We start from the raw sequence: 24,632 nt of genomic DNA on the forward strand, positions 1-24,632 counted from the left end.
TCAAGCGCGGGCCAGCCGGTCGTAGAGGGCGCCCAGGTCGGCGGCGACCCGGGCGATGTCGTAGTGGCCGACCGCCGGCGGGTGCGGCAGCGGGTCGGCGGTGTGGTCGTCGAGGTGCCGCAGGTCCCGCAGCGCGGCGGCGTACGCGGCGGGCTCGGAGGGGATCCGGCGGGCCTGCGGGGCGGCGCTGGGCGGCAGTTCGTCGAGTGCCGGGCAGGCGCTGTGCCGTACCGGCAGCCCGGCGGCCAGGCCCTCCAGCGCGCCGAGTCCGAAGGTCTCCGCGGTGGAGGGCGCGGCCAGCACGTCCATGACGGTCAGCAGCTCGGGCACGTCGTCCCGCTCGCCGGTGAGCACCAGCCGGTCCCGGATGCCGAGTTCGACCGCCCGGTGCTCCAGCGCGGCCCGTTCCGGGCCCTCGCCGACCAGCACCAGCCGGGCGGCCGGGTCGAGTTCGGCCAGCGCCTCGACCAGCACCTCGAAGCGCTTGCCGGGGACCAGCCGGCCGACCCCGCCGACCACCCAGCTCCGTTCCGGCAGACCGAGTTCGGCCCGCAGCCGGCGGCGGACGGCGGCCCGCTCCGCGGGCGGGCGGCGGAACCGGGCGGCGTCGATGCCGTTCGGGATCAGCTCGACCCGGGCGGGCGGGACGCCCCAGGAGTGCAGCGTCTGGGCGACCTGCCGGGAGACGGCGACGGTGGTGCTGCCGAGCCGTTCGGCCGCCAGGTAGAGGCCCTTGACGCCGCGGGTGACCGGGCGGCCCTCGATCACCCCGGCGTGCAGCGAGTGCTCGGTGGAGACCACCGCGCGTACCCCGGCCAGCCGGGCGGCCAGCCGGCCGTACAGCTGCGCCCGGTAGAGGTGGGTGTGCACCAGGTCGTAGCGGCCGGCCCGGACCAGCCGGACCAGCCGGGGCAGCGCGCCGAGGTCGCGGTTGCCGCGCATGCCGAGGTGGTGGACGGTCACGCCGTCCGCGCGCAGCGCTTCGGCGACCGTGCCGGGGTTGGTCAGGGCCAGCACCTCGCACTGCTGATGGGCGGGCAAGTGCCGCAGCATCAGGTGGAGTTGGCGTTCTGCGCCACCGGAGGCGAGCCCGGTGACGATGTGCAGGACCCTCATCGCCCGGCCTTTCGCCGCAGTTCGATCAGGGTGTCGCGCAGCCGGTGGCGGCCCTGTTTGGCACGCAGCCGCCAGGCGCCGTCGCGGTCGCCGACGTAACAGCGCGGCAGCGCGAAGCGGCCGGTGAGCGGGGAGTGCGTGATGGCGCAGGCGTAGTCGTAGCCGGCCTCCCGTACGGCCAGGGTGGCGGGCAGGTCGACGGCGCCGTACGGGTAGCAGAAGCCGGTGACCGGGCCGCCGACGACCTCCTCCAGCAGCCGCCGGCTCTCCCGGGCCTGGACCTCCAGGGCCTCGGCGGGCAGGCCGGGCAGCGCCTGGTGGCCGAGGCCGTGCGAGCCGATCTCCCAGCCGGCGGCGGCGAGTTCGGTGACCTCCGGGACGGTGAGCAGCTTCTTGCGCGGGCCCTCGGCGTCCCAGCCGTTGTCCTGCCCGAGCAGGTCGGCGACCACGTACGCGGTGGCGGTGAAGCCGTACGCCTGCAGGATCGGTACGGCGTACCGCGCGAAGTCCGCGTAGCCGTCGTCGAAGGTCAGGCCGACCAGATTCTCGTCGCGGCCGAGGGCGCGGGCCCGCATCAGCTCGCGGACCGAGACGCCGCGCCGGCCGCGCCGGTGCAGCCAGGCGATCTGCTCGGCGAAGCGCTCCGGACTGACGGTGAGCCGGTACGGGTCCTCCTTCTCGACCGCGACCGAGTGGTACATCAGGATCCACGGCGAGGCGGAGCCGGGGGCGGTCGGTTCGCCGAGCGGGCGGCGGCTCCTGGGCAGACGCGCCCGGTTCGGTGGGGCGCTGGTGACGCCCGCCCGGGCCGAACGGACGGTTCCCCGTTCACTGTCCATGGGGGGTCTTCCCTTCGTCGGCGACGGTTGGCGGGTTGGGAGCGGGCGCCGCGGCGAGCGCGGGGGCGGGTGCCGGCACGCGCCGGACGGCACGGACGGCGGCGAGGACGGGGCCGCGGACCTCGCGGGCACCGAGGCAGGTGCCGAGGACGGCGAAGGCCACCACCACGGCGAGGCCGCCGAGGAGGGTGTCGAGCAGCGGGTCGTCGACCAGGGCGGCGGCGGCCGCGCCGAGCACGGTGGCCCCGGCGGCCGCGGCCACCAGCCGGGCGTGCCCGCCGAGCACCCGGCGCAGCCGCAGCGGGATGCCGCGCAGCACCAGGCCGCGCAGCAGCAGCGCGGCGGTGGCGGTGATGCCCGCCGCGTTCCCGGCGGCGAGGCCGAGGGCGCCGAACCGCGGCGTGGCGAGCAGGCCGACCGTGACGGTGACGGCGAGGCCGAGCAGCATCGCGGCGACCGGGTACCAGTCGAGCAGCCGCCGGCCGCCCGCCCCGGCGCTCGGGTCGTCGGCGCGGCGCACCACCGGGCGCAGCGAGAAGTACGGCCGGATCATCACGCCGATCAGCGCCTGGGCGGGCAGGCCGAAGCTGTAGACCCGGATGACCTCGGCGGTGGCCTCGGTGTCCCGCGGGCCGAAGGCGCCGCGCTGGAACAGCAGCGACACCACCGCGGGGGCGCAGGCCATCAGGAAGGAGGTGCCGAGCAGCACGACGGCGGCCGCCTGGCCGAGGTCCTTCTCGACCCGGTCGCGGGCTGCGGTGACGTCGCCGGCGGCGAGCGCCCTGGCCACCAGGGGGAAGGTGACGGTGCAGATCAGGATGCCCGCCGTCATGGCGAGCTGGGAGACCTTGGCGGCGTAGTTGAGGTGCGAGATGGTGCCGGGCGGCAGCGCCGAGCCGAGGTAGCGCTCGACGAAGACCTGCGACTGGCGGGTCAGCGTGAAGGAGGCGACCGGCAGCAGCGCGAGCGGCATCAGCACCAGGGCCGGGCGGGCGGGGCGCCGGCCGCGGCCGGCGCCGGCGGCGCCCTCGCGCAGCCCGCGCAGGAACGGGCCGACCAGCAGGCCGGCCATCAGCAGGCTGCCGAGCGCGACGCCGAGGGCGGCGGAGCGCACGCCCAGGAACGCGTGGCCGGCCAGCAGGACGCCGAGGATGCCGAGGTTGTAGGCGACGTAGATGCCGGCCGGGGCGGTGAAGCGGTGGTGGGCGCGCAGCGCGGCGGCGAGGTAGCCGGCCACGCCGAAGGGCAGCACGGTGATCGCGGTGATCCGGGTGCAGGTGACGGCCAGGCCCGGGTCGGTCAGGCCGGGGGCGAGCAGTTCGACCAGCTGCGGTGCGCCGAGGGCGACGGCCAGGGCGAGGCCGCTGAGCGCGATCAGCAGCCAGGGCAGGGTGGCCCGGACCACCTGGCGGACCGGGTCGGGGGCGTCCGGGTCCTCCTCGCGCAGCACCAGGGCGAGCGCGAAGGCGGGCAGCATGATGAAGGACATGGCGTCCTCGATCAGCAGCGGGGCGGCCGTCTCCGGGACGGTCCAGGCGACCAGGAAGGCGTCGGTGCCCTGGTTGGCGCCGAAGTAGCGGGCGAGCAGCAGGTCGCGCAGCAGGCCGAGGCCGGAGCCGGCGGCGCTGAGCACGGCGGTGATGCCGAAGGCCTTGGCGAGGAAGCCGCCGCGGGGCGCCGGGCCTGGCCCGGGGGGCGGTTCGGGGGCGCTGCGCGGGGCCGGGAACGGGGCGGCGAGGGCGGTCGGCCGGTCGGCGGTCACCGGGTCACCTCGCGGACACGGGCCCTGGCGGCGAGGCCGAGGACGACCGAGGTCAGCACCGTGGTGGTGCCGCCGATGTCGGCGTACAGGAAGTCCACCAGCACCCAGGTGAGCAGGGCGAGCGCGGCCAGGCCGAAGCCCCGGCGGTTGCGCAGGCAGCCGAGCAGCAGGCCGAGGAAGAGCGTCGCGTAGGCGGTGACGCCGATCAGGCCCTGCTCGCTGAGCACCAGGAAGTACATGTTGTGCGGGGAGAGCAGCGGCTCGCGCTGGAAGCCCATGGTGGGGTCGGCGGCGTCGCTGCCGGAGGAGAGCCGCAGCGGGGCGTGGCTGTCGCGCAGTTGCGGGAAGGCCTTGGGGCCGGCGCCGTGGACGGGGTGGTCCTGCCAGATCCGGCCGGCGGTGGCCCACAGGTCGTAGCGGTCGGAGACGGACTGGTCGGGGGCGGCCGAGACGGAGCCGATCGAGCTGAGCCGTTCGGTGACGCCGGAGGCGCCGAGCCCGAGGCCGCCGACCAGGACGACGGCGGCGGCGAGGCCGAGGACGGTGCCGCGGACGAACAGCCGGGCGTCGGCGCGCAGCAGCAGCACGGTGGCGGCGACGCCGGTGGCGATCCAGCTGCCGCGGCTGAACGAGACGGCGAGTGGGAAGGCCAGGAAGGCGGCGGCGCCGAACATCGCCCGCCGCAACCGGGGGTCTCCCCCCGGCCCCCGTTCGCCCAGTCCGAGGGCGAGCGCGGCCAGCAGCCCGTAGCTGACCACGGTGGACATCGCCATGACGTCGAGGGCGCCGAAGGTGCCGATCGCGCGGATCGGCTGGCCGGTGTACGAGGCGCCGGTGCGGGTGAGGTACTGGTGGGCGCCGACCGCGCCCTCGATCAGCGCGGCGAGCACGAAGGAGCCGAGGACGAGCCGCTGGTCGGTGCGGTCGCGCAGCGAGCACAGCACCGAGGCGGGCACCAGGACGAACACCTGGGTGAGCCGGACGAAGCCGGTGACGCTGGTGGCCGGGTCGATCGAGCCGACGGTGGCGACGGCGGCGGCGGCCACGATCCCGCCGAACAGCACGCAGGTGGTGCGGCTGAGGGCGGGCAGCCGCCCGCGCAGCAGGTTGACCGCGGTGAGCGCGACCAGGGCCAGGGAGGCGAGGTCGGCGGCGGTGACGTGGACGGCGGCCGTGACGTCCTTCTCGCCGGTGGGCACGCAGACCAGCAGTACGGTCGCGGCGGCCAGCAGGCTGGGCCGGTCGGCGGCCGCCGCGAGGGTCTTCCGTAACGCCGGGCGACGCGGTACGGCGGGAAGGGTCAGGGCCACGCGAGTCAGCTCCCGTCCGGGTGGAGCATCAACGCCGCCGTGCGGCACAGGATCTTGACGTCCTGCCAGAGGCTCCAGCTCTCGATGTAGCGGTTGTCGAAGCGCGCCCGGTCCTCGATGGAGGTGTCCCCGCGCAGGCCGTTGACCTGGGCGAGGCCGGTGAGGCCGACCGGGACGCGGTGGCGGTCGGCGTACTCGGGGTAGGTCTGGCTGAACCGCATGACGAAGTACGGCCGTTCGGGGCGCGGGCCGACCAGGCTCATGTCGCCGCACAGCACGTTCCACAGCTGGGGCAGCTCGTCCAGCGAGCTCTTGCGCAGCAGCCGGCCGACGGTGCCCATCCGGTGGTCCTGGGAGATGTTCCAGCGGGTGGCGGACTCGTGCTCGTTGCTGGGGCGCAGGGTGCGGAACTTGAGGACGGTGAAGACCCGGCCGTCCAGCCCGGTGCGCTGCTGGCGGAAGAGCACGCCGGAGCCGGTGTCGAAGCGGACGGCGAGCGCGCACAGGGCGAGCACGGGGGCGAGCAGCAGCAGACCGAACGCGGCGGCGGTGATGTCCAGGGCCCGTTTGGCGGCCCAGCCGGGGCGCTGCAGCGCGGGGCCGCCGACCCGCAGGCAGGGGAAGCCCCACAGGTGGTCGCCGCCGGCGATCGGGGCGGTGGGCAGCGAGCCGTACTCGCGCAGCGCGGGGACGAGCCAGACCTGGCAGCCGAGCCGGGCGGCGTCGCGCAGGGCGGCGGCGGTCTCGGCCTCGTCGGCGGCGCCGGCGGTGGCGATCACGTGGTGGATCCGGTGCCGGCGGACCTCGCGCTCCAGCACCTCGCGGCCGCCGAGGACGGGCAGGTCGGTGTCGCCGGCCAGCAGCGGCGGGTCGGCGTCGAGGAAGCCGACCGGGCGCATCCCGTACTCGCGGTGCTCGCGGAGGGCGGCGGCGACCTTGCGGCCGAGCCGCCCGGCGCCGAGGACCAGGACGGGGCTGGGCCGGCCGCGGCGGATCCGCCGGACGAGGTGGTAGAGGAAGCCGCGGCCGAGGGCGGCGATGAGCAGCTGGGCGCCGAGCAGGACGGTGAGCCGGGCCGGGGTGGCCGGGCCGCAGTCGGGCCAGCGCCCGTCCAGACAGCCGGCCAGGGTGACGGCGAAGGCGGTGGCGACCACGGCGCGGCCGGCCAGTGCGGGCAGTTCGTCGAGGACGGACAGGGTCAGCCGGGTGCGGTAGAGGCCGCCGGCGAGGTTGAGCAGGAGCAGCAGGGGCAGGACGGCGGCGACGCCGAGCAGTGGCGCGAGCGGGGTGGCCGGGTCGACGGCCCGGTTGGCGATGCCGGTGGCGGCGCACAGCGCGATCGCGTCGACCTGGATCAGGGTGAGCGGCAGGGCGAGGCGGGAGCGGACGGGGCGCCGGTGGCTGTGGGGGGCGGGTACCGCGCGGGTCTGCGCGGACCTCGCCGGACGGTCGAGCAGCCCGGTGCCCGGCCGGTGCGGGCCCGTCAGGGGCCCGCCGGGTCGCGGCACACTGTCGTGGTCAATGGTCATCAGCGCACGAACTCCCCTGCTGTGTGCCCGGGGCGACGGCGCCCCGGCACCGGATGGCGGGGGGCGGCCGTCCCGGCCCGGTGGGCGCGGTCCTGACTGCACCTGCTGCCGCTGGCGGCTTTCGGTTTGCTCGCGAGGGCGGCGGTCGCGGCGGACTCGGTCGCGATTGACTCGATCGCGAATTCCCGGCGTGAAATCGAAATGAAGCAGGCAAAATCAGACAATACCGAACCGAACCTGACAGGCCGGAAGTTGACTTGCCGTTTCATTCCAGCCGCCCATTAATAGGTATTTCTGATTTGCCACCCCGCCCGAAAATCCGGTTGCGGGTGCGAATAGGACCGCGCCGCGGCGGCGGGCATTCACGGCATGTGAAACGATCAGATCCGCTCCGGGACACGGGCCCGACGCCGCCCGGCCGCCGGGCCGGCCCCCAGCAGATGGCGGTACAGGCCGTCCACCTGTTCGACCACGGTTCGTACATCGTGCCGCGCCGACACGTGCTCGCGCAGCCGGGCGCCGCGCCGCTCGCACTCGATCGAATCGGACAGCGCCTCGGCCATTCGGGTGGCCAGGGCGTCCGGATCCTCCGCGCGGACGACCGATTGCGCCCGTTCGGCCGGGGGCAGGCACTCCCGCGCACCCGGCACGTCCGTCAGCAGCACCGGACGGGCCGCCGCCATCGCCTCCAGCGGGGCCAGCGCCATGCCCTCCCAGCGCGAGGGCAGCACCACCAGATCGGCCGCCGCCAGCCACGGGCGCGGATCCGGCACGTCCCCGACCAGCCGGACCCGGGAGGGCTCGGCCGTCTCCCGGACCAGCTCCGCGATCCGCTGCTCGTCCGGCCCTCCGCCGACCAGCGCCAGCCGGGCCTGCGGCACCCGGCGCAGCACCTCCGGCCAGGCGGCCAGCAGCACGTCCTGCCCCTTCTGCCGGCACAGCCGGCCCACGCAGACCGCGAGCGGGGCGTCCAGGTCCAGGCCGAGCGCGATCCGGGCGGCCCGGCGGTCGGCGGGCGAGTAGTGGCGCACGTCCACACCGTTGGGCACCACCGCCCAGTCGGCGTGCACCCCGGCGGCCACGCCGTCCGCCCGCTCCTGGACGCTGACGCACAGCAGGCGGTGCGCCCAGCGGGTCGCGAAGCGCTCCCAGCGCAGGGTGGCGGCGGCCAGCGCGCCGTCCACGGCGGCGAAGGACCAGGCGTGCGGCTGGAAGACGGTCGGCACCGCGCCGCGCACGGCCAGCCGGCCGGCCAGCCCGGCCTTGGCGCTGTGCAGGTGGACCACGTCGGGGCCGGCGGCCCGGACGATCCGGCGCAGCCGCCAGGCCTCGGCGGCGGTGGCCGGGCCCGGGGAGCGGTCGGCGGGCCAGTCGCGGACCAGCGCGCCGACCGCACCGGCCTCCGCGGCCAGCCGGCCGCCGCGCGGACAGGCGACCAGCACCCGGTGGCCGGCCTCCCGCTGGCCCCGGACCAGGTCGACGACGACGCGGGCGACTCCGCCGTCCACCGGCTGCGAAACGTGAAGGATCGTCATATGCACGGCGGCGAGCCTAGGGTCGCTCCCCCGTGCCGGGCCGCCCTCGTCACCCGGAGGTGGCGGGCCGTCCACCCGTACGGCTTTCGGTTCGTACGGGTGGGCGGATCAATCGAATTCCCGAGCGACCGGACGGTGCCCGCCGATCGGGCCCGGGTGCACCCGGGAGGACCTCAGCGGACCTCGGCGGCCAGGTTCGCGAGCACCTGGTCGTGGATGCGGTTCAGGCCCTTCGGCGCGAAGGTGCGCTCGAAGAAGCCGCCGATGCCGGTCGCGCCCTGCCAGGTCGCGGTGACGGTGACCTTGGTGCGGCCCTCGCCCGCCGCCGCGACCGTCCAGGTGATCACCATGCTGGAGTTGGCGTCCGTCTCCACCAGCTGGTCGGGCTTCGGCGCCGACACGGTGAACAGGCAGTCGCGCACCCGCTTCTCGGTGGCCTGCAGCCGCCAGTGCACCTGGGTGCCGGCGCCGGTGCCGCCGACCCGGACCTCGTACTCGCTGTACTGCGCGGGCAGCAGCTTCGGGCGGGTCACCTGGTAGTCGGCCAGCGCCTCGTACACCCGCTCCGGAGCGGCGTCGTACGTCCGCTCGGTGGTGGCCTGCACCTGTCCCATGGCCTTGCACTCCTCGTGTGGTGGGTACCGCTGTCCGTACCGCTCTGCGGCAAGCCAATCACAGCGGTCGGCCCGTGACGCGGCGGGTAGGGTGGCCGGTGTGCTCGATCAGGTGACAGCAGTGCGCTACGTCGATCCGCTGCGCGCCGGCGGCTCGGTGCCCGGTGTGGTGGAGACCGACGACCTGGGCACGTACGTGGTCAAGTTCACCGGGGCCGCGCAGGGCCGCAAGGCGCTGGTGGCCGAGGTGATCGTCGGGGAGCTGGCCCGGCGGCTGGGGCTGCGGGTGCCGGAGCTGCGGCTGGTCGAGTTCGACCCGGTGGTGGCGGCGGACGAGCCGGACGCCGAGATCCAGGACATGCTCAAGGCCAGCGGCGGCCTCAATCTCGGGATGGACCTGCTGCCCGGGGCGCGGGACTACCGGCCGGGGATGGTCCCGGTGGACTCGGCGGAGGCCGGGCGGGTGGTCTGGCTGGACGCGCTCACCGGTAACGTCGACCGCACGGTGCACAACCCCAACCTGGTGGTCTGGCACGGGCGGGTCTGGCTGATCGACAACGGCGCCGCACTGATCTTCCACCACCGCTGGGCCACCGCCGAGGCGGCGGTGGGCAAGCGCTACGACCTGAGCGCGCACGCGCTGGGCGCCTCGGCCCCTGACGTCCGGCTGGCCGACGAGGACCTCGGGCCGCTGGTCACCGTCCCGCTGCTGGAGGAGGTGCTGGCGCTCGTCCCGGACGAGTGGCTGGCCGACGAGCCCGGCTTCGACTCCGCGGACGCCGTCCGGCACGCCTACGTGACCCACCTGGCGGCCCGCGCGGTGCTCTCCGAGCAGTGGCTGCCGGAGGGCTTCGCCACCCCCGAGCAGCTGCGCGAGGCCGAACTGCGGCGCGCGGCCCGGACCAGGGCCGGGCGGCCGGCCTGGCTCCAGGAGGTGCCGGACCTGCACGGCAAGCCCTCGGTGGAGACGGTCTGGGAGCACCACTTCGACGAGTGATCGCCTTCCAAGACGGGCCCTAGCGCTGGAGGATCGCGACGTACTCGATCGCGGTGCCGAGCAGCAGTCCGAAGCTGACCACCGGGAACGCCACGCTGCGGGGGAGCCCGGACACCCGGGTGACCAGGAACGCCAGGAGCAAGCCGAGCAGCGGGCCCAGGAGCATCACCAGGGCGGCGGGCACGGCCACGACCGCCGAGGAGCCGGCGGCCATCCCCATCACCGCGATCACCAGGCCGCCGGTCGCGAGCGTCGCCAACATCGGTGCGGCGAGCAGCAGTTGGCCCACGCCCAGGGCGAGCCCGAGCGGGTTCCGCTTGCCGGGAAGGGTCTGTGCCATGACGATCGACTCCTGTGACGACTCCGTTGGGGACGGATTCATCCTGTCCGGCGGCCGCGGCCCGGGCCTGAGTACCCGTACTCAAAACCGGGCGGGGAGCGGGACCCGATGGGCCCCGCTCCCCGCCTCAGTGTTCAGGTGTCGCCGTGGTCAGCGCGTCAGCACGTCAGAGCGTCAGCGCCACCACTGGACCGCCTTCTCGGCGTTGATGATGCCCGCGCCGTAGAAGCCGTTGTCGTCCGCGCCGCCCTCGCAGGTGGCCTTCCACTGGCCGGTGCCGCCCGGGTTGAACTCGCCGGTCGGGCAGGCGTGGGACTCGGCCTGGTTGGTCAGCAGCTCGGTCAGCTCGTCCGGGCTCGCCCACGGGAAGGTGCTGGCGAGCAGCGCGACCACGCCGGTGACGTGCGGGGTGGCCATCGAAGTGCCCTGCATGTAGCCGTACTTGTTGCCCGGGATGGTGGACAGGATGCGGCCGTCCTTGTCCGGGGTGTCCGGGATCTGGTAGCGCTTGTCGCCACCCGGCGCGGCGACGGTGACGACGCCCTTGCCGTAGCTGGAGTAGTAGGCCTTGTCACCCTTGACGCCCACTGAGGAGACGGCGATGACACCGGGCAGCTCGGTCGGCAGCGACAGGCAGTCGTTGGTGACCGGGCGGGTGCCGGGGGTGGTGTCGTCCGGGCTGGAGACGTCAACGGTCTTGTGCGCCAGGTCGATGTTCTCGTTGCCCGCCGCGGCGACGTTGAGGACACCCTTGCGCTGCGAGAAGGCGACGGCCTTGCGGACGGCGGCCGTGATCGCGGCCTGGTCCTTGTCGTTCTCGCAGTTGAACATCCACGGGTCGACGTAGTAGCTGTTGTTCGTCACCTTGAAGCCGTGCTCACCGGCCCAGACGAAACCGCAGATCGCGTTCTCGGGGTAGATCATGCCCGCGTCGTCGACGACCTTGACCGCGGCCAGCTTCACGTTCGGGGCGATACCGACGACGCCCTTGCCGTTCTTGGCGGCGGCGATGGTGCCGGCGACGTGGGTGCCGTGGTCGCTGGTGGTCGGCTGCCACGCCTTCCAGTCGGTGTTCGTCCTGCCGTCGATGCAGGAGACCGACTGCGAGGCGTCCACGTTGGCGGCCAGGTCCTCGTGGGTGGCGTCGATGCCGGAGTCCAGCACGCCGACCGTGACGGAACGGCTGCCGAGCGAGATCTTGTGCGCCTTGTCGACGCCGATCTGGCGCATGTCCCACTGGTTGGGCTCGTACGGCTCCTGGCCGGGGGCGGCGGCGTTGGCGCCGGTCGGGGCCTCGGCGACCTCGGCCTTGCCCTGGTCGGCGGCGGTGATGCCCTTGGTGCGGCTGGCACCGACCGATTCGACGCCCTTGGCGAGGCGGAGCTTCTCGGCGAACTTGGTGTCGTTCGAGCGGGCGATGACGACGCCGATCTGCTCGTACGAGGAGACCACCGTGCCGCCGAGGCCCTTGACGGCCTGCTCGACCTTCTGCACCTGGCCGTGGTTGGCCTTGGTGTTGACGACGTAGCTGAGCAGCGGACCGGTCGTCGTGTCGCCCGTGGGGGCCGCGACGGCGTTGCCGGCCGGCAGCGCGAGGGCGCCGGCGGTGGCGAGCACGAGGCCCACCGCCGCGTACCGGGTCCGGCTGATCCGAGGAACTCTCATAGGGGTAGGCCCTCCCGAGTCGTCATGCGGCAGCTGCGGTGCAGGTGCACAGGGAATGACCGGGACGCTAATGAAGATTGGCTTATAAGCGCAAGAGGTAGTCATCTAATCGTCACATCTTGACCATGAGCACCCCAGGGAAGTTCGCAGGTCAACAGACGCAACAGAAAAGAAGATTGTTAAACAGTGATGGTTCGCCGACGAGCCGGTGCGGGCTCCGGCACCGGCCGGGACGCGCTAGAGGGCGTACAGCCGACGCGCGTTGTCGGCCGCGATCCGCTCGGCGATCCGGCGGGCGTCCGCGGCCGAACAGGCGCCGTCCGCCTGCCAGTCGGCCAGCACCGAGCCCAGGCCGTGCCGGAACTGTTCGGCCCCGACCAGGAACAATTCGGGCAGCCCGTAGGCGTCGGTGGAGAACAACAGCTTGCCGAACGGTACGAGTTCCAGCATCTCCCCCAGCACCGCCGCGACCCGGGGCCCGGCGTAGGAGGCGGTCAGCCCGAGATCGGTGTGGACCGTCGGGAAGGCCTGGGCCAGCCAGCCGGCCTGCCGGTGGTACGGGTAGCCGTGCAGCAGCACCAGCGGGACGCCGCTGGGCTCGGCGGCCCGTACGAAATCGGCCAACAGGGACGGGTCGGCGCGGTGCAGGACGAGATCGGGGTCGCCGAAGCCGGTGTGCAGCTGCAGCGGCAGGCGCAGCTCGGCGCAGACGTCCACGGCCGTCCAGAGCAGGTGGTGCAGCAGCACCGGGTCGGTCAGCTGGGTGTGCCCGGCGCGCAGGCGGGCACCGGCCGCGGCCACCACGGCGGCGCGGCCGGGCCGTTCGGCGGGCACGGCCAGGCCGTGCCGGTAGGCGATCACCGACTTCATCGCGACGGCCCCGGTGGCGGCGGCCGCCAGCGCCCCGGCGACGGCCCGCGGCCAGTCCCCGGCGCCGCTCGGCACCTCCTCGGCGACCGTTTCGAGCCGGACCACCTCGCGCACCAGCGCGCCCGCCGCCTCGGCGAGTTCGCTCGGCGGCAGCAGGGCGTGCCCGGCCGCGGCGGTGAGGCCGGTGTCGACCAGGCAGGTGTCCAGCCGGGCGGCCGCGAGCAGCCGGCGGGTGGCCTCGGCGGCGCCCAACTCCCGGCGCCGGGCCAGGTACTCGGCGGCCGGGGTGTGCGCGGGCAGGCCGAGCGCGGGCGGGCACCAGCGCCGGACGGCCAGACCGAGCGCGCTGTCGAAGGGTGAACAGCCCGGCGCGGGCGGCCGGTCGGACTCGGTGAGCAGCCCGGCCAGGGCGTCGTCGGCGAGCTCGGCCGCGACCACGCCGTGGCAGTGGTGGTCGACCAGCGCGACGGCGAGCCCGGCTGACCGGTCGGGGCTCACCGCTCAGTACCGCCAGCGGGTGGCCGCGGCCACCTCCTCGGGCGCGGCCGCCGCGTACTGCTCGGCCTCGGCCCGGCGCACCGCGCGCACCGCCTCGTACAGCGGCTCGCCCAGCGCCTCGCGGAGCACCGCCGAGCGCTCGTACGCGGCCAGTGCCTCGGCCGCGCTCCGCGGCAGCCGGGGGACGGTGCCGGGCGGTGCCTCGGCCGGGTCGCCGGTCAGCTCCGGCGGCAGGGCGCGGGGGCCGTCCAGCCCGGCGAGGCCGGCGGCGAGCACGCCACCGACCGCCAGGTACGGATTGGCGCTGGCGTCGAAGCACTTGACCTCGGCGTTGGCCGCGGCGGCCCGCTCCTCGGTGGAGCCGGTGACCAGGCGCAGCGCGGCCTCGCGGTTCTCCAGGCCCCAGCACCGGTAGGCGCCGGCCCAGTGCTGGGGCACCAGCCGCAGGTACCCGGCGGGGCTGGAGCAGCCCAGCACCAGCAGTTCGGGCAGGGCGTCGAGCACCCCGGCGAGGAAGGCCTCGGCCTCGGCGGTGAGGCCGTGCGGGCCGGGGCCGCCGTGGCCGAGGTTGCGGCCGTCGCGCCAGAGGCTGAGGTGCAGGTGCCCGCCGTTTCCGACCGAGCCGGCCTCGACCACGGGGGCGAAGGAGGCCCGCAGGCCGTGCGCGGCGGAGACGGCCCGGACGGTGTGCCGGACGAGCACGGAGGTGTCGGCGGCGGCGACCGGGCCCTCGGGGGCGACCGAGACCTCGAACTGGCCCGGGGCGTACTCGGGGTGGACCTGCAGGACGGTCAGCCCCTGCTCGCCGAGGGCGCGCAGGACGTCGCGCAGGTAGTCGGAGAGGTCGGTGAGCCGGTGCATCCCGTACGCCGGGCCGTGCGTGGGGTAGACCGGCTCCTCCGCCGGGCTCCCGGCGAGGGCGACCACCCACTCGACCTCGATACCGGCCTTGAGGCTCAGGCCGCGCGCGGCCGCGGCGGCCTCCATCCGGCGGGCGAACAGCCGCTGGCAGCCGGGGTGCGGCTCGCCGGCCTGGGTGTAGCGGTCGGCGGGAGCCCAGGCCCAGCCGGGCTGGGCGGCCAGCGGGACGACCCGGTCGAGGTCGGGGTAGAGCCGCAGGTCCCCGGTGGGGCCGCCGATGTGGGCGCTGGTAGTGATCGCGTCGTCGGCGAGGAAGACGTCGAAGCAGGGCGCGGCGCCGACGCCCCACTCGGCGGCGTGCCGCAGGCCGCCGAGCGGGACGGCCTTGACCCGGGCGATGCCCGCGTTGTCGATCCAGGTGAGGGCGATCGCCTCGACGGCGGAGGTGCGCAGCCGGTCGGCGGCCGCGTCGGCCCGGGCCGCGCGCTCGGCGCGCGGGGGCAGGGCGACGGCGGCCGCGGCGGCGGCGTTCGCGGTCGCCCCGGGTGCGGGGTCGGCGGCCCGGGCGACGGTCCCGGTGCTCGTTCCGGTGGTCATGTCACCCATGCTGCCCCGCTCGCCCGGGTTCGGTAACTCCCCTATCGAGTGGTCCAAACGGACGACCGTCCACCCGTTCACCCGTTCGGGGAACAGACCATGATTTTCCAGGTGGGACCCCTTCCTACTGGTCAGTAGCTTCGCTACAGTGGCCGCACGCACCACCGCCGGGCTTCGGGAGCCGCACCGGCGGGGTCCGCGTCGCCGTGCGTCCACGGCGCTCGCGCGGTGCGTCTTCACCGGCCGGTGCCGCGATCGGCGGCCGACCGGATCCCCGTTCTCGTATCAGCGTCGCTTCCCGCACACCTGAGCGCCTGAACAGCACGGCACACCCCCCTGTACGGCCGGAGCGGACCGGCCGCCGCGCGGGTGCGCCGCAACCCCGTCATCTCCCCAGCCCCCCGCGCGTGAACCCTCCTCCGGCGGCGGCCGTGTTCCCGTGCCCGTCGACGGCGTTCTCGTCGACGGGTGCGCCGGCCGTCCGCCGGAGCACGCGCGGGCCCTTCATGACTAGGAGTCAGGACATGGAGCGTCCCTTCCCCACGGTCGCCGTCGTCGGCCTCGGCACGATGGGTGCCGGTGTCGCGGTGGCCGTCGCCAAGAGCGGCCGCCGGGTGATCGGCATCGAGGCCGGCGAGGACTCCGCCGCCCGGGCCCTGGCCCGGATCGAGGAGGCGACCGCGCACGCCGTCGACCGGGAGCGGATCACCGCCGAGGAGCGCACCGCGCTGCTGGCCCGGATCACCGTCGGGCACGAACTGGCGGCCGCCGCCGAGGCCGACCTGGTGATCGAGGAGGTGCCCGAGCAGCTGGAGCTGAAGCGCGAGGTCTTCGCCGAGCTGGACCGGATCTGCCCGCCGTCCACCGTGCTGGCCACCGGCACCACCGCGCTCTCGGTGACCCGGATCGCCGCCGCCACCGCCCGCCCGGAGCGGGTGCTGGGCCTGCACTTCTTCAACCCGGTGCACAGCATGAAGCTGGTCGAGGTGGTCCGCACGGTGCTGACCGCCCCGCAGACCGCCGAGGACGCCGCCGCGTTCGCCCGCGACCTGGGCAAGGAGCCGGTGGCGGCGGGCGACCGGGCCGGCTTCGTGGTGAACGGCCTGCTGTTCGCGTACCTGAACCAGGCCGCCGCGATGTACGAGTCCAAGTACGCCTCCCGGGAGGACATCGACGCCGCGATGCGGCTCGGCTGCGGCCTGCCGATGGGCCCGCTGGCGCTGCTCGACCTGATCGGCATCGACACCGCGCGCACCGTGCTGGAGGCCATGTACGAGCAGTCCCGGGACCGCCTGCACGCGCCCGCGCCGATCCTCGGCCAGCTGGTCGCGGCCGGGCTGCTGGGCCGCAAGACCGGGCGCGGCTTCTACGCGTACGAGGCGCCGGGCTCGTCCAGGCCGGTGGACGCGGCGACCGGCCCGGCCCGGCCGAAGGTGCCGGGCCGCGAGGTGCGCACGGTCGGCGTCTGCGGCTCGGGCACGATGGCGACCGGCATCGTCGAGGTGTTCGCCAAGGCCGGGCATCCGGTGCTGCTGGCCGCCCGCAGCCAGGAGAAGGCGGACCTGGCGAAGGCGCAGCTGGCCAGGTCGCTGGAGCGCTCCGTCGCCAAGGGCCGGATGAGCGCCGAGCAGCGGGACGCCGCGCTGGCGCTGGTGACCCCGGTCGGGCAGTACGCCGAGCTGGCGGACGTCGACCTGGTGGTCGATGCCGTCGCCGAGGACCTGGCGGTCAAGCGGGAGCTGTTCGCCACCCTGGACAAGATCGTCCGCCCGGGCGCGGTGCTCGCCACCACCACCTCCTCGCTGCCGGTGATCAGCTGCGCGACCGCCACCTCGCGGCCGCAGGACGTGATCGGCATGCACTTCTTCAACCCGGCGCCGGCGATGAAGCTGGTCGAGGTGGTGTCCACCGTGCTGACCGCGCCGGACGTCACCGCGACGGTGCTGGAGCTGACCGCGAAGGTGCGCAAGCACCCGGTGGAGTGCGGCGACCGGGCCGGCTTCATCGTCAACGCGCTGCTGTTCCCCTACCTGAACGACGCGGTGCGGATGCTGCAGGAGCACTACGCGACGGTGGACGACATCGACACCGCGATGAAGCTCGGCTGCGGCTACCCGATGGGCCCGTTCGAGCTGCTGGACGTGGTCGGCCTGGACGTCTCGCTGGCCATCGAGCGGGTGCTGCACCAGGAGTTCCGCGAGCCCGGCCTGGCCGCGGCGCCGCTGCTGGAGCACCTGGTCGCGGCCGGCTGCCTGGGCCGCAAGACCGGCCGCGGTTTCCGCGACCACGCGCGCCGATGACCACGCCACCGGCCGGCGCCTCGCCGTCGCAGGGCGGCGCCCGGCCCGGCTGGACCCCGGGGACGGTTTCCGCGCGCTGGCCGCGCCCGGCCGTGACCGGCCCGGTCGCGCCGGTGCGGCGGGGAAGGGCCGTGGCACCGCCGTCCGGGCCGTGTAGCGTTCCGGGCATGGATCGGGTTCAGTCAGCCACCCCGCAGCACCCCGTCGGCCCCCGCGGCGGCGACCGCACGGCCTCCGCGACCGGGGGCAGTGGACCGGACGGCGGGCCCGGCAGCCGCCGGGCGGCGGCCCAGCGCCAGCAGATGCGCCAGGACCTGGCCACGGCCGCGATGGACCTGTTCGCCTCGCAGGGCTACGAGGAGACCACGGTCGACCAGATCGCGGCCGCCGCCGGGGTCGCCCGGCGCACCTTCTTCCGGTACTTCCGGTCGAAGGAGGAGGCGATCTTCCCGGACCACGACGACACCCTGATCCGGGTGGCCGACCTACTGGCCAGCGCCGAGCCGGAGGAGCACCCGCTGGACGTGGTCTGCCGCGGCATCAAGGAGGTGCTGCGGATGTACGCCTCCACGCCGGGGGTGTCGGTGGCGCGGTACCAGCTGATCCGGCAGGTCCCGGCGCTGCGCGAGCGGGAGATCGCCGTGGTGGCCCGCTACGAGCGGCTGTTCACCCGCTACCTGCTGGGCCGCTTCGACACCGGCGAGCCGATCCCGACCGGTTGGCAGATCGGCGGCGAGGACGACTCGATGCTGGCCGAGGTGTCGGCGGCGGCGGTCGTCGCGGCGCACAACCACGTGCTGCGGCGCTGGCTGCGGGCCGGCGGCCGGGGGGACGTGGAGGCGCAGCTGGACCACTCCTTCGAGGTGATCCGGCGGACCTTCTGGGCGGCCAGCGCGCCGGGTGCCAGACGCCGCGGCTCCGTGGTGGCACCGGGTGCCAATGGGACCTTCGGGGACGCGGTGGCGGAAAGCGCACTGAGTGCCAGTCCTGGAGGTGAGGTGCTCATCACAGTCGCCCGGACGGACGCTCCGCTGGACGTGGTGGTGGACAGCATCCGGGCCGCACTGAGCGGCGCACGGGAGTCCTGAGCCCTAAATAAGAGCAGGTCAGAGCGGCATCCAAGGCCCGCGCCGAACAGTCGGCGCGGGCCTTTCGGATGCCCGTGCGACGCGCGTCGCACGCCGTTCGGCGCCTTTCCGGGGCGTCGAAATTCGTGACACCCGGTGTCTTTACGCCTGGCACAGGGTGCCACTACCTTGTTACTCACCAGTCGCGGCGCCGCGGCTCCCCACCTCGGCGCGCCGTCGTCCGGCGTTCCCACACCCCGGGAGCAGTGCCAGTACCCGCCCGCTCCACCCCGGGCACCAGAACTGACCAGCCCACCAACCATCGTCCCAACGAAGCCGGTGTCCGCTCCCGGCTCCCCCAGACGCCCTGTGTCCCTCGCACAGGTACGCCTTCGGAGGCAGCCATGCAGGAAATCCTCGACGCGATCCTCAGCACCGACGCCACGTCGGCGGACTTCGCGGCCATCAAGCTCCCCGAGTCCTACCGGGCCGTGACGCTCCACAAGGACGAGGAGCAGATGTTCGCCGGCCTCGACAGCCGCGACAAGGACCCGCGCAAGTCGCTCCACCTCGACGAGGTGGCCCTGCCCGAACTCGGCCCCGGCGAGGCCCTGGTGGCCGTCATGGCCAGCGCGGTGAACTACAACACCGTGTGGAGCTCGATCTTCGAGCCGGTCTCCACCTTCGGCTTCCTGGAGCGGTACGGCCGGCTGTCGCCGCTCACCAAGCGCCACGACCTGCCGTACCACGTCGTCGGTTCCGACCTCGCGGGCGTGGTGCTGCGCACCGGCGCCGGGGTCAACGCCTGGAAGCCCGGCGACGAGGTCGTCGCGCACTGCCTCTCGGTCGAGCTGGAGTCCCCGGACGGCCACAACGACACGATGATGGACCCGGAGCAGCGCATCTGGGGCTTCGAGACCAACTTCGGCGGCCTGGCCCAGCTCGCCCTGGTGAAGACCAACCAGCTGCTGCCCAAGCCCAAGCACCTCACCTGGGAGGAGGCCGCCTCCCCGGGCCTGGTCAACTCCACCGCGTACCGCCAGCTGGTCTCGCGCAACGGCGCCGGCATGAAGCAGGGCGACAACGTGCTGATCTGGGGCGCCAGCGGCGGCCTCGGCTCGTACGCCACCCAGTACGCGCTGGCCGGCGGCGCCACCCCGATCTGCGTGGTCTCCAACGACCAGAAGGCCGAGATCTGCCGGGCCATGGGCGCCGAGGCGATCATCGACCGCTCCGCCGAGGGCTACAAGTTCTGGAAGGACGAGAACAACCAGGACCCGCGGGAGTGGAAGCGCCTCGGCGCCAGGATCCGCGAGTTCACCGGCGGCGAGGACGTCGACATCGTCTTCGAGCACCCGGGCCGGGAGACCTTCGGCGCCTCGGTGTACGTCACCCGCAAGGGCGGCACCATCGTCACCTGCGCCTCCACCTCCGGCTACATGCACCAGTACGACAACCGCTACCTGTGGATGTCGCTCAAGCGCATCGTCGGCTCGCACTTCGCCAACTACCGCGAGGCGTTCGAGGCCAACCGCCTGATCGCCAAGGGCAAGATCCACCCGACCGTGTCCAAGGTCTACTCGCTGGAGGAGACCGGCCAGGCCGCCCTTGACGTGCACCACAACAAGCACCAGGGCAAGGTCGGCGTGCTCTGCCTGGCCCCCGAGGAGGGCCTGGGCGTGCGCAACGCCGAGTTCCGTGCCCAGCACATCGACGCCATCAACCGCTTCCGGAACGTGTGAGACGGACCAGATGACTGAGCCACAGAAGCGCGACCGCCCCTGGCTGATGCGGACCTACGCCGGGCACTCCACCGCGAGCGACTCCAACGCGCTCTACCGGCGGAACCTTGCGAAGGGCCAGACCGGCCTGTCCGTCGCCTTCGACCTGCCGACCCAGACCGGCTACGACTCCGACCACATCCTCGCCCGCGGCGAGGTGGGCCGGGTCGGTGTCCCGGTCGGGCACGTCGGCGACATGCGCACCCTGTTCGACGGCATCCCGCTCGAACAGACCAACACCTCCATGACGATCAACGCCACCGCGATGTGGCTGCTGGCGCTCTACCAGGTGGTCGCCGAGGAGCAGGGCGCGGACATCGCCAAGCTGACCGGCACCACCCAGAACGACATCGTCAAGGAGTACCTGTCGCGCGGGACGCACGTCTTCCCGCCCGGCCCCTCGGTGCGCCTGATCACCGACATGATCGCCTACACGGTCGGCAACATCCCGAAGTGGAACCCGATCAACATCTGCAGCTACCACCTGCAGGAGGCCGGGGCGACGCCCGTCCAGGAGATCGCCTACTCGATGTGCACCGCGATCTCGGTGCTCGACGCCGTCCGCGACTCCGGCCAGGTGCCGGCCGAGCGGATGGGCGAGGTGGTCGCCCGGATCTCCTTCTTCGTGAACGCCGGCGTGCGCTTCGTCGAGGAGATGTGCAAGATGCGCGCCTTCGGCCGGCTCTGGGAGAAGGTGACCCGGGAGCGCTACGGCGTCACCGACCCGAAGCGGCGGCGCTTCCGCTACGGCGTGCAGGTCAACTCGCTCGGTCTGACCGAGGCCCAGCCGGAGAACAACGTCCAGCGGATCGTGCTGGAGATGCTGGCCGTCACGCTGTCCAAGGACGCCCGCGCCCGCGCCGTCCAACTCCCGGCCTGGAACGAGGCGTTGGGCCTGCCCCGGCCGTGGGACCAGCAGTGGTCGCTGCGCATCCAGCAGGTGCTGGCGTACGAGTCGGACCTGCTGGAGTACGGCGACATCTTCAACGGCTCCGAGGTCATCGAGGCCAAGACCGCCGACCTGCTGACCGGCGCCGAGGCGGAGATCGCCAAGGTGCTGGAGATGGGCGGCGTCATCCCGGCCGTCGAGTCCGGCTACCTGAAGTCCAACCTGGTCGCCTCGCACGCCGCCCGCCGGGCCCGGATCGAGTCCGGCGAGGACAAGATCATCGGCGTCAACTGCTTCGACACCACCGAGGACAGCCCGCTCACGGCCGACCTCGACACCGCGATCATGGTGGTCGACCCGGCCTCCGAGCAGTCCGTGCTCGCCGCCCTGGAGGCCTGGCGCGGCAGCCGTGACGAGGCCGCCGCCCAGCAGGCGCTCGCCGAGCTCAAGGCCGTCGCCGCCACCGACGCCAACCTGATGCCGGCCACCCTCGCCTGCGCCCGCGCCGGCGTCACCACCGGCGAGTGGTCCTTCGCCCTGCGCGAGGTGTTCGGCGAGTACCGGGCGCCCACCGGCGTCGGCGGCGCCCCGGTGGCCGTGCCCGCCGAGCCCGGCGGCGAACTCGCCCAGGTCCGCGACGCGGTGGCCGCCACCGCCGAGGAGCTGGGCGCCGGGAAGCTGCGCCTGCTGGTCGGCAAGCCCGGCCTGGACGGGCACTCCAACGGCGCCGAGCAGATCGCCGTCCGGGCCCGCGACGCCGGGTTCGAGGTGGTCTACCAGGGCATCCGGCTCACCCCGGAGCAGATCGTCTCCGCCGCCGTCGCGGAGGACGTGCACTGCGTGGGCCTGTCCATCCTCTCCGGCGCGCACGCCGAGCTCGTCCCCGACGTGCTGAAGCGGTTGCGCCGGGCCGGGGTGGAGGATGTTCCGGTGATCGTGGGTGGCATCATCCCGGCAGCGGACGGCGAGGCCCTCAAGGCCGCCGGCGTCGCTGCCGTGTTCACCCCGAAGGACTTCGGCATCACCACCATCATCGGCCGGATCGTGGACGAGATCCGGCTGGCCAACAAGCTCCAGCCGTGGACGCCCGCACCGACCGCGGCCACGAACTGACCAGCTGACCAGCTGACCACTGGGAAGGAACCCTCAACTCCGATGACTTCTGTCAACCGACTGCGCCCGCGCCGCTCCTGCCTCGCCGTACCGGGCAGCAACCCGCGCTTCCTGGAGAAGGCCCAGGGCCTGCCGGCCGACCAGGTCTTCCTCGACCTGGAGGACGCCTGCGCCCCGCTGGTCAAGGAGAGCGCCCGCCACAACATCGTCGACGCCCTCAACAACGGCGACTGGGGCAACAAGACCCGCGTCGTCCGCGTCAACGACTGGACCACGCACTGGACCTACCGCGACGTGATCACCGTGGTCGAGGGCGCCGGCCCCAACCTCGACTGCATCATGCTGCCGAAGGTCCAGGACGCCGAGCAGGTCAAGGCGCTCGACCTCCTCCTCACCCAGATCGAGAAGACCATGGGCTTCGAGGTCGGCAAGATCGGCATCGAGGCGCAGATCGAGAACGCCAAGGGCCTGATCAACGTCGACGCCATCGCCGAGGCCTCGCCCCGGCTGGAGACGATCATCTTCGGCCCGGCCGACTTCATGGCCTCGATCAACATGAAGTCCCTGGTGGTCGGCGAGCAGCCGCCCGGCTACAACGCCGACGCCTACCACTACATCCTGATGCGCATCCTGATGGCCGCCCGCGCCAACGACCTGCAGGCGATCGACGGCCCGTACCTGCAGATCCGCAACCAGGAGGGCTACCGCGAGGTCGCCGGCCGTTCCGCCGCGCTCGGCTTCGACGGCAAGTGGGTGCTGCACCCGGACCAGGTCGCCGCCGCGAACGAGATCTACTCGCCCTCGCAGGAGGACTACGACCACGCCGAGCTGATCCTCGACGCGTACGACTACTGCACCTCCGAGGCGGGCGGCGCCAAGGGCTCCGCGATGCTCGGCGACGAGATGATCGACGAGGCCAGCCGCAAGATGGCCCTGGTCATCGCCGGCAAGGGCCGCGCCGCCGGCATGGAGCGCACCACCAAGTTCGAGATCCCGGAGGCGTAAGGCCATGCAGTTCGGACGCACCTACGAGGAGTTCGAGGTCGGCGCGGTCTACAAGCACTGGCCCGGCAAGACGGTCACCGAGTACGACGACCACCTGTTCTGCCTGCTCACCATGAACCACCACCCGCTCCACATGGACACCAACTATGCGGAGAAGACGACGGACTTCGGCAAGAACGTCGTCGTCGGCAACTACATCTACTCGCTGCTGCTCGGCATGTCCGTCCCGGACGTCTCGGGCAAGGCGATCGCCAACCTGGAGATCGAGTCGCTGCGGCACATCGCACCGACCTTCCACGGCGACACCATCTACGGCGAGACCACCGTGCTCGACAAGTGGCCGTCCAAGTCCAAGGACGACCGGGGCATCGTGTACGTCGAGACCAAGGGGTACAAGCAGGACGGCACGGTCGTCTGCATCTTCCGCCGCAAGGTGATGGTGCCGACCGAGACGTACATCAAGGAGCGCGGCGGCGAGCAGCCCGGGCGCCCGACCCCGCTCTCCTGACCCCTTTCCCCTCAAGACCCCGGACGGGGAGGCCGCCGTCATCGGCCGACCCCCACCCGGAACGGGGGCCCTGCTGCCGCAGCCACGCCGGCAGGGCCCCCGGCAATCCCCCCCCCCCCGGACCCTCAGAACAAATCGGAGCCGCACGATGGGACGCCTGGCACAGACCGACGGCCTCACCGAGATCCAGCGGGACATCCTCGCCACCGTGCGGGATTTCGTCGACAAGGAGATCATTCCGGTCGCGACCGAGCTGGAACACAAGGACGAGTACCCGACCGCCATCGTCGAGGGCATGAAGCAGCTCGGACTGTTCGGCCTGACCATCCCCGAGGAGTACGGCGGCCTCGGCGAGTCCCTGCTGACCTACGCGCTGGTGGTCGAGGAGATCGCCCGCGGCTGGATGTCCGTCTCCGGGATCGTGAACACCCACTTCATCGTGGCGCACATGATCAACGCCCACGGCACCCAGGAGCAGAAGGACTACTTCCTGCCGAAGATGGCCGCCGGCGAACTCCGCGGCGCCTTCTCGATGTCCGAGCCCGGCCTCGGCTCGGACGTTTCCGCCATTTCCACCAAGGGCGTCAAGGACGGCGACTTCTACGTCCTCAACGGCCAGAAGATGTGGCTGACCAACGGCGGCACCTCCACCCTGGTCGCGGTCCTGTGCAAGACCGACGAGGGCGGCAGCACCCCGTACAAGAACATGACCACCTTCCTGATCGAGAAGACGGCCGGCTTCGGCCCGAACCCGACCGTGCCCGGCCTCACCGTGCCCGGGAAGATCGAGAAGATGGGCTACAAGGGCGTCGACACCACCGAGCTGGTGCTGGAGGACGTCCGGATCCCGGCCGACCGCGTCCTCGGCGGCGTGCCCGGCAAGGGCTTCTACCAGATGATGGACGGCGTCGAGGTCGGCCGCGTCAACGTCGCGGCCCGCGGCTGCGGCGTCGCCCGCCGCGCCTTCGAGCTGGGCATCTCGTACGCCCAGCAGCGCTCCACCTTCGGCAAGAAGATCGCCGAGCACCAGGCCATCCAGTTCAAGCTGGCCGAGATGGCCACCAAGGTCGAGGCCGCGCACCAGATGATGGTCATGGCCGCCCGCAAGAAGGACAGCGGCCAGCGCAACGACCTGGAAGCCGGCATGGCCAAGTACCTGGCCTCCGAGTACTGCAAGGAGGTCGTCGAGGACGCCTTCCGCATCCACGGCGGCTTCGGCTTCTCCAAGGAGTACGAGATCGAGCGGCTCTACCGCGAGGCCCCGATGCTGCTCATCGGTGAAGGAACTGCGGAGATCCAGAAGATGATCGTCGGTCGCCGGCTCCTGGAGGAGTACAAGATCGCCGAGTGATCGGTCGCCGATCACCGGATGATCACCGGTCGATCAGCGGGTGATCACCGAGCGGTCGCGGTTCGATAGCCGATTGATCGCCGAT

At 73.1% G+C, this 24,632-nt stretch carries 19 protein-coding genes; 8 read left to right on the forward strand and 11 right to left on the reverse strand.

What is annotated here, in order from left to right; all coding sequences use genetic code 11:
• From ACPC54_RS16225 to ACPC54_RS16255, 7 genes are all read right to left on the reverse strand, one after another.
• Nucleotides 1-1,116: a glycosyltransferase gene (locus ACPC54_RS16225; protein ID WP_498965434.1), complete on the reverse strand. Its 1,116-nt coding sequence runs from the start codon at nucleotides 1,114-1,116 to the stop codon at nucleotides 1-3.
• Nucleotides 1,113-1,955, reverse strand: coding sequence for a polysaccharide deacetylase family protein (locus ACPC54_RS16230; RefSeq protein ID WP_498965435.1), 843 nt, complete (start codon nucleotides 1,953-1,955; stop codon nucleotides 1,113-1,115). Before ACPC54_RS16230 ends, ACPC54_RS16225 begins: the two co-directional genes overlap by 4 nt.
• Nucleotides 1,945-3,717, reverse strand: coding sequence for a lipid II flippase MurJ (locus tag ACPC54_RS16235; RefSeq protein WP_498965436.1), 1,773 nt, complete (start codon nucleotides 3,715-3,717; stop codon nucleotides 1,945-1,947). Before ACPC54_RS16235 ends, ACPC54_RS16230 begins: the two co-directional genes overlap by 11 nt.
• Nucleotides 3,714-5,027 (reverse strand): O-antigen ligase family protein, encoded by a 1,314-nt coding sequence (locus ACPC54_RS16240; RefSeq protein WP_498965437.1) that lies wholly within the window; start codon nucleotides 5,025-5,027, stop codon nucleotides 3,714-3,716. Before ACPC54_RS16240 ends, ACPC54_RS16235 begins: the two co-directional genes overlap by 4 nt.
• A gap of 5 nt (nucleotides 5,028-5,032) precedes the next feature.
• Nucleotides 5,033-6,556, reverse strand: a complete 1,524-nt coding sequence (locus ACPC54_RS16245; protein WP_498965438.1) for a sugar transferase — start codon at nucleotides 6,554-6,556, stop codon at nucleotides 5,033-5,035.
• Nucleotides 6,557-6,936: 380 nt separating this feature from the next.
• The gene (locus ACPC54_RS16250) at nucleotides 6,937-8,091 is read right to left on the reverse strand and encodes a glycosyltransferase (RefSeq protein WP_498965439.1); all 1,155 of its coding nucleotides are present in this window, start codon (nucleotides 8,089-8,091) and stop codon (nucleotides 6,937-6,939) included.
• Between the two features lie 173 nt (nucleotides 8,092-8,264).
• A complete protein-coding gene (locus tag ACPC54_RS16255) occupies nucleotides 8,265-8,705 on the reverse strand; it encodes an SRPBCC family protein (protein ID WP_498965440.1) in 441 nt (146 codons plus the stop codon).
• 100 nt (nucleotides 8,706-8,805) lie between these two features.
• Between ACPC54_RS16255 and ACPC54_RS16260 the strand changes: the two genes are divergently transcribed.
• A complete protein-coding gene (locus tag ACPC54_RS16260; RefSeq protein WP_498965441.1) occupies nucleotides 8,806-9,702 on the forward strand; it encodes a HipA family kinase in 897 nt (298 codons plus the stop codon).
• 19 nt (nucleotides 9,703-9,721) lie between these two features.
• Here ACPC54_RS16260 and ACPC54_RS16265 read toward each other — a convergent pair whose 3' ends face one another.
• The 4 genes from ACPC54_RS16265 to ACPC54_RS16280 all read right to left on the reverse strand — a co-directional run bounded on the left by ACPC54_RS16265 (nucleotide 9,722) and on the right by ACPC54_RS16280 (nucleotide 14,533).
• A complete protein-coding gene (locus ACPC54_RS16265) occupies nucleotides 9,722-10,042 on the reverse strand; it encodes a hypothetical protein (RefSeq protein WP_498965442.1) in 321 nt (106 codons plus the stop codon).
• A gap of 174 nt (nucleotides 10,043-10,216) precedes the next feature.
• Nucleotides 10,217-11,707, reverse strand: a complete 1,491-nt coding sequence (locus ACPC54_RS16270; protein ID WP_498965443.1) for a S8 family peptidase — start codon at nucleotides 11,705-11,707, stop codon at nucleotides 10,217-10,219.
• Nucleotides 11,708-11,944: 237 nt separating this feature from the next.
• Nucleotides 11,945-13,075, reverse strand: coding sequence for an amidohydrolase family protein (locus ACPC54_RS16275; protein ID WP_498965444.1), 1,131 nt, complete (start codon nucleotides 13,073-13,075; stop codon nucleotides 11,945-11,947).
• 3 nt (nucleotides 13,076-13,078) lie between these two features.
• A complete protein-coding gene (locus ACPC54_RS16280; protein WP_498965445.1) occupies nucleotides 13,079-14,533 on the reverse strand; it encodes a type I glutamate--ammonia ligase in 1,455 nt (484 codons plus the stop codon).
• Nucleotides 14,534-15,057: 524 nt separating this feature from the next.
• Here ACPC54_RS16280 and ACPC54_RS16285 point away from each other — a divergent pair.
• The 7 genes from ACPC54_RS16285 (at nucleotide 15,058) to ACPC54_RS16315 (ending at nucleotide 24,547) form a co-directional block, all read left to right on the forward strand.
• Nucleotides 15,058-16,833: a 3-hydroxyacyl-CoA dehydrogenase family protein gene (locus tag ACPC54_RS16285; RefSeq protein WP_498965446.1), complete on the forward strand. Its 1,776-nt coding sequence runs from the start codon at nucleotides 15,058-15,060 to the stop codon at nucleotides 16,831-16,833.
• Nucleotides 16,834-17,000: 167 nt separating this feature from the next.
• Nucleotides 17,001-17,921 (forward strand): TetR family transcriptional regulator, encoded by a 921-nt coding sequence (locus ACPC54_RS16290; protein ID WP_498965447.1) that lies wholly within the window; start codon nucleotides 17,001-17,003, stop codon nucleotides 17,919-17,921.
• A 383-nt stretch (nucleotides 17,922-18,304) separates the two neighbouring features.
• Nucleotides 18,305-19,642, forward strand: coding sequence for a crotonyl-CoA carboxylase/reductase (ccrA, locus tag ACPC54_RS16295; RefSeq protein WP_498965448.1), 1,338 nt, complete (start codon nucleotides 18,305-18,307; stop codon nucleotides 19,640-19,642).
• A gap of 10 nt (nucleotides 19,643-19,652) precedes the next feature.
• Nucleotides 19,653-21,683, forward strand: coding sequence for a protein meaA (locus ACPC54_RS16300; protein ID WP_498965449.1), 2,031 nt, complete (start codon nucleotides 19,653-19,655; stop codon nucleotides 21,681-21,683).
• A 42-nt stretch (nucleotides 21,684-21,725) separates the two neighbouring features.
• Entirely contained in the window at nucleotides 21,726-22,688 is a 963-nt protein-coding gene (locus tag ACPC54_RS16305; RefSeq protein ID WP_498965450.1) for an HpcH/HpaI aldolase/citrate lyase family protein, read from the forward strand.
• A gap of 4 nt (nucleotides 22,689-22,692) precedes the next feature.
• Nucleotides 22,693-23,196: a MaoC family dehydratase gene (locus tag ACPC54_RS16310; RefSeq protein WP_030059972.1), complete on the forward strand. Its 504-nt coding sequence runs from the start codon at nucleotides 22,693-22,695 to the stop codon at nucleotides 23,194-23,196.
• Nucleotides 23,197-23,344: 148 nt separating this feature from the next.
• Nucleotides 23,345-24,547, forward strand: coding sequence for an acyl-CoA dehydrogenase family protein (locus ACPC54_RS16315; RefSeq protein WP_045704018.1), 1,203 nt, complete (start codon nucleotides 23,345-23,347; stop codon nucleotides 24,545-24,547).
• The last annotated feature ends 85 nt before the right edge of the window (nucleotides 24,548-24,632 follow it).

The organism is Kitasatospora sp. NPDC094028 (assembly GCF_049543595.1).
Lineage (GTDB): Bacteria > Actinomycetota > Actinomycetes > Streptomycetales > Streptomycetaceae > Kitasatospora.

What these genes read in the sequence shown, in the direction of transcription:
- ACPC54_RS16225 (WP_498965434.1), bottom strand. Translation starts at nt 1,116, where the DNA reads ATGAGGGTCCTGCACATCGTCACCGGGCTCGCCTCCGGTGGCGCAGAA.
- ACPC54_RS16230 (WP_498965435.1), bottom strand. Translation starts at nt 1,955, where the DNA reads ATGGACAGTGAACGGGGAACCGTCCGTTCGGCCCGGGCGGGCGTCACC.
- ACPC54_RS16245 (WP_498965438.1), bottom strand. Translation starts at nt 6,556, where the DNA reads ATGACCATTGACCACGACAGTGTGCCGCGACCCGGCGGGCCCCTGACG.
- ACPC54_RS16250 (WP_498965439.1), bottom strand. Translation starts at nt 8,091, where the DNA reads ATGACGATCCTTCACGTTTCGCAGCCGGTGGACGGCGGAGTCGCCCGC.
- ACPC54_RS16255 (WP_498965440.1), bottom strand. Translation starts at nt 8,705, where the DNA reads ATGGGACAGGTGCAGGCCACCACCGAGCGGACGTACGACGCCGCTCCG.
- ACPC54_RS16265 (WP_498965442.1), bottom strand. Translation starts at nt 10,042, where the DNA reads ATGGCACAGACCCTTCCCGGCAAGCGGAACCCGCTCGGGCTCGCCCTG.
- ACPC54_RS16270 (WP_498965443.1), bottom strand. Translation starts at nt 11,707, where the DNA reads ATGAGAGTTCCTCGGATCAGCCGGACCCGGTACGCGGCGGTGGGCCTC.
- ACPC54_RS16280 (WP_498965445.1), bottom strand. Translation starts at nt 14,533, where the DNA reads ATGACCACCGGAACGAGCACCGGGACCGTCGCCCGGGCCGCCGACCCC.
- ACPC54_RS16285 (WP_498965446.1), top strand. Translation starts at nt 15,058, where the DNA reads ATGGAGCGTCCCTTCCCCACGGTCGCCGTCGTCGGCCTCGGCACGATG.
- ACPC54_RS16290 (WP_498965447.1), top strand. Translation starts at nt 17,001, where the DNA reads ATGGATCGGGTTCAGTCAGCCACCCCGCAGCACCCCGTCGGCCCCCGC.
- ccrA (WP_498965448.1), top strand. Translation starts at nt 18,305, where the DNA reads ATGCAGGAAATCCTCGACGCGATCCTCAGCACCGACGCCACGTCGGCG.
- ACPC54_RS16300 (WP_498965449.1), top strand. Translation starts at nt 19,653, where the DNA reads ATGACTGAGCCACAGAAGCGCGACCGCCCCTGGCTGATGCGGACCTAC.
- ACPC54_RS16305 (WP_498965450.1), top strand. Translation starts at nt 21,726, where the DNA reads ATGACTTCTGTCAACCGACTGCGCCCGCGCCGCTCCTGCCTCGCCGTA.
- ACPC54_RS16310 (WP_030059972.1), top strand. Translation starts at nt 22,693, where the DNA reads ATGCAGTTCGGACGCACCTACGAGGAGTTCGAGGTCGGCGCGGTCTAC.
- ACPC54_RS16315 (WP_045704018.1), top strand. Translation starts at nt 23,345, where the DNA reads ATGGGACGCCTGGCACAGACCGACGGCCTCACCGAGATCCAGCGGGAC.